This window comes from Pseudonocardia sp. SID8383, from assembly GCF_009864975.1.
Lineage (GTDB): Bacteria > Actinomycetota > Actinomycetes > Mycobacteriales > Pseudonocardiaceae > Pseudonocardia > Pseudonocardia alni.
The window spans coordinates 1-3,655 of record NZ_WWFY01000145.1 but is presented as its reverse complement, the minus strand read 5'-3'; the positions used below and the strand labels follow the sequence as shown (position 1 = coordinate 3,655).

The following is a 3,655-nucleotide window of genomic DNA, read 5'->3' as shown; positions in this document are numbered from 1 at the left end:
CCCCGCTGCCCGGGAGGGCGCGTGGTGCGGTCGTGACCGGGCGGGGGCCCCGTCCCGGGACGGTCAGTCCTCGGGCGGGGCCTCGCCCAGCTCGTCGGCCTCCGCACCGGCGGCGGCGATCTCCTCCTTGACCACCCCGTAGGCGACCCCGGGCCCGTAACCCTTGCGCGCGAGCATGCCGACCAGCTTGCGGGCGCTGGACTGCCGCTCCTCGCGGCTCCCGACGGGCAGGCTCCGCAGCCGCCGTACGACGAGCTCGCGGGCCCGGTCGCGTTCGGAGTCGTCGTCGATGCCGGTGAGCGCCTCGTCGGCGATCTCGCGGTCGACGCCCTTGCGGTGCAGCTCCATCGCGATCGCCCGCTTGCCGAGGCCGCGGTGGCGGTGGCGGGACCGGACCCACTGTTCGGCGAAGGCCTGGTCGTCGACGAGTCCGACCTCGTCGAACCGGTCGAGGACGCGGTGCGCGACCTCGTCGGGGATCTCCTTGCGACGCAGCGCGTCGCCGAGCTCCTTGACCGTGCGGGCGCGGTCGGTGAGCAGGCGCAGGCAGATGTCGCGGGCGCGGGTCTCCTGCTCCTGCGGTGTCTCGACGCGTGGGGTGACGTCCTCACCCCGACGTCTCCCCCGGCCACGGCCCTCACCGCGGCGCCGGCCACGGGGGGTGGTGCTCTCCTCGACCGGGTCCGGCCCGGTGCCCTCGGGCACGGCGGCCGTGGCGTCCCGGTCGGTCGCGCCCGCCGCGGCGGCCGGACGCCGACGCGGGGTCGCGCGGTCGCGACGGGGTCCGCTGCGGCGGGCGCCCCGTCCGGACAGCTCCTCGAAGGAGACCACACGGGGTGAGCCGGGTCCCGCATCGTCGACGCCGTCGTCGGCGCTCCCACCGGAAGCCGGGTCGGGGTGGGGGTCGGGGTCGTCGAGGGTCAGCCTGCGGACCGGGGCGGGGGCCGCCGCCCCGTCCGTCGCGCCGTCCGCCGCCGGTCCCGTGGACCAGGCAGCCGGCGGTTCGGTCGCCGTCGTGGGGGCCTCGTCGGCACCGCTCAGCGCGGCGAACGAGACCTGGTGGGGGCTCGTGTCCCAGCCGGGGACGCCCGGGGGCTCGGCGACGGACTCGTCCGGCTCACCGCCGGTCGGGTCGGCGGTCCGGATCGCGGGCGGATCCTGCTCGTCGGTGACCGACGGGGTCACGCCGAACAGGTCGTCGAGCGGGACGGTGCGGGGCCTGGTCGGCTCCGCACCGTCCCGTCCGGACGTGCCTCCGGACCCGTCGCGCTCGCCGGTCACGCTCAGAAGTCGACCGGGGCCGGGAGGGGCTCGACCGGGCTGGTCTCCTCGGCGTCGACGACGGCGCCGATCCCCAGCTTCTCCTTGATGCGCTTCTCGACCTCGGCGGCGACGTCCGGGTTCTCCTTGAGGAACTTGCGGGCGTTCTCCTTGCCCTGCCCCATCTGGTCGCCCTCGTAGGTGTACCAGGCACCGGACTTGCGGATGATCCCCTGCTCGACGCCCACGTCGATCAGCGAACCCTCCTTGGAGATGCCGACGCCGTAGAGCACGTCGAACTCCGCCTGCTTGAACGGCGGGGCCACCTTGTTCTTCACGACCTTGACCCGGGTCCGGCTGCCGACCATGTCGGTGCCGTCCTTCAGGGTCTCGATGCGGCGGATGTCCATGCGGACCGACGCGTAGAACTTCAGCGCCTTACCACCGGTCGTGGTCTCCGGGGACCCGAACATCACGCCGATCTTCTCGCGCAGCTGGTTGATGAAGATCGCGGTGGTGCCGGAGTTGCTGAGCGCACCGGTGATCTTCCGCAGCGCCTGGCTCATCAGCCGGGCCTGCAGGCCGACATGGCTGTCGCCCATCTCGCCCTCGATCTCGGCGCGCGGCACGAGCGCGGCCACCGAGTCGATGACGATGATGTCGAGCGCGCCGGAGCGGATCAGCATGTCCGCGATCTCCAGCGCCTGCTCACCGGTGTCCGGCTGGGAGACCAGCAGGTCGTCGGTGTCGACGCCGAGCGCCTTGGCGTACTCCGGGTCGAGCGCGTGCTCGGCGTCGATGAACGCCGCGACGCCTCCGGCGGCCTGCGCGCTCGCGACGGCGTGCAGCGCGACGGTCGTCTTGCCACTGGACTCCGGGCCGTAGATCTCGACGACGCGGCCGCGCGGGATGCCCCCGACGCCGAGCGCGACGTCGAGCGCGATGGAGCCCGTGGAGATGGCACTGATCGGGACGCGGGTCTGGTCGCCCAGGCGCATCACCGATCCCTTGCCGTGGTTCTTCTCGATCTGGGCGAGGGCGAGTTCGAGCGCCTTGCCGCGGTCCGGAGCGGACATCTCTTGACTCCTCGCTGGTGGTCGACGATCGGGTCCTGCTGGTGTCTTTCGGGGAGGCACACCACAACGGTATGGGGTACCCCTGACAGTTACGGGCCCGGATCGGCGCCTGTGGACAACTCGTCCGACACCGCGCCGCAGGACCGGTACCGCGAGCCCTGGCGGAACCGTAGACGAACACGCGTTCGATCCGACACCGCGACACGCCGACCGGGCACCCACGGGAGCCGAGCGGTCACCAGGACCGCCCGGGGCGCCGCTACCGCCGTGCGGGTGGGACCTCGTAGGCCGCGCAGACCGCGCGCCAGACCCGGCGCAGGTCGAGACCCGCCTCGATCGCCTGCTCGACGGTCCGGCCGCCGAGGTCGGCGAAGACGTGGTCGCGGGACAGCGACGCCGCCCGCACCGGCCCGAACTCGCCCTCCATCAGTTCCCGGAAGTGGCTCAGTCGCACGCCCGCGAGGGTAGACGGGTCACCCGTTCCGTGTGGTGTCCGCCCGTTGACGGCCCCGGAGCCGGTAGCCTGGGTGATATGTCCGAACTGCTCGCGACCGTCCCGGTCGACGTCGCCGACGAGGTCCTCGCGACGACCGGCATCGGGTCGCCCCTGGCGTGGCAGGTCGTGTCGCTGCTCGCGCTGCTGTCCGCGCTGGTCGTGCTGGTGCGCTGGTGGCTCCACCAGCGCCGTCGCTGAGGGTCCCGCTCAGCCGGCCGCCGGGCGTCCCGTGCGGGCCGAGCGTGCTGCCACCAGCAGGAACGGCACCGTCGCCACGACCACCAGCGCGCCGAGCAGCGCGTAGGACGACACCGTCACGAGCACCCCGGCCACGATCCCGGCGGCGGCGCCGACCAGGTTCATCGCCACGTCCACCGAGCCCTGCACCCGCGGCCGGTCGGCCACCGCCAGCGACGCCGTGAGCTGCGCCGATCCGCCCACCACCGCTGCCGACCAGCCCAGACCGAGCAGCACCAGGCCCACCGACAGCAGGCCGGTCGAGGTCGGCGCGGCGAGGGCGCAGACCACCCCCGCCAGCGGCAGCAGCACCCCGGCACCGGCCAGCACCCGCGCCGGTCCGAGCCGGTCGGCGAGCCACCCGAACAACGGGCTGAGCGCGTACATCCCCGCGATGTGCAGGCTGATCACCAGCCCGACGACCGACAGCGCCGCGCCGCCGTGGTCCATGTGCACCGGGGTCATCGACATCAGCCCGACCATCACCGCGTGCCCGAGCACGATGCCGACGGCGCCGAGCAGCGCGGGGCGCGAGGCCCGCAGCACCGCCCACGGCCGCACCGCCACGGCCCCGGGCGCGCCGGCC

General features: G+C 73.8%; 5 protein-coding genes. 1 reads left to right on the top strand and 4 read right to left on the bottom strand.

All coding sequences use genetic code 11. The features are described 5' to 3' along the window. Positions 1-63: 63 nt before the first annotated feature. The 3 genes from GTW08_RS32825 to GTW08_RS03715 all read right to left on the bottom strand — a co-directional run bounded on the left by GTW08_RS32825 (position 64) and on the right by GTW08_RS03715 (position 2,790). Entirely contained in the window at positions 64-1,281 is a 1,218-nt protein-coding gene (locus GTW08_RS32825) for a regulatory protein RecX (protein WP_346009845.1), read from the bottom strand. Between the two features lie 2 nt (positions 1,282-1,283). Then, positions 1,284-2,336, bottom strand: coding sequence for a recombinase RecA (gene recA, locus GTW08_RS03720; protein WP_073578091.1), 1,053 nt, complete (start codon positions 2,334-2,336; stop codon positions 1,284-1,286). Positions 2,337-2,595: 259 nt separating this feature from the next. Then, entirely contained in the window at positions 2,596-2,790 is a 195-nt protein-coding gene (locus GTW08_RS03715) for a DUF3046 domain-containing protein (RefSeq protein WP_062401227.1), read from the bottom strand. 78 nt (positions 2,791-2,868) lie between these two features. Here GTW08_RS03715 and GTW08_RS30905 point away from each other — a divergent pair, with 78 nt between their 5' ends. Next, a complete protein-coding gene (locus GTW08_RS30905; RefSeq protein WP_167379121.1) occupies positions 2,869-3,030 on the top strand; it encodes a hypothetical protein in 162 nt (53 codons plus the stop codon). A 9-nt stretch (positions 3,031-3,039) separates the two neighbouring features. On the opposite strand, the gene GTW08_RS03710 is transcribed toward GTW08_RS30905, so the two are convergent. Then, positions 3,040-3,655 (bottom strand): MFS transporter (locus tag GTW08_RS03710; RefSeq protein ID WP_161151411.1); only part of this gene is annotated, 616 nt, incomplete at its 5' end.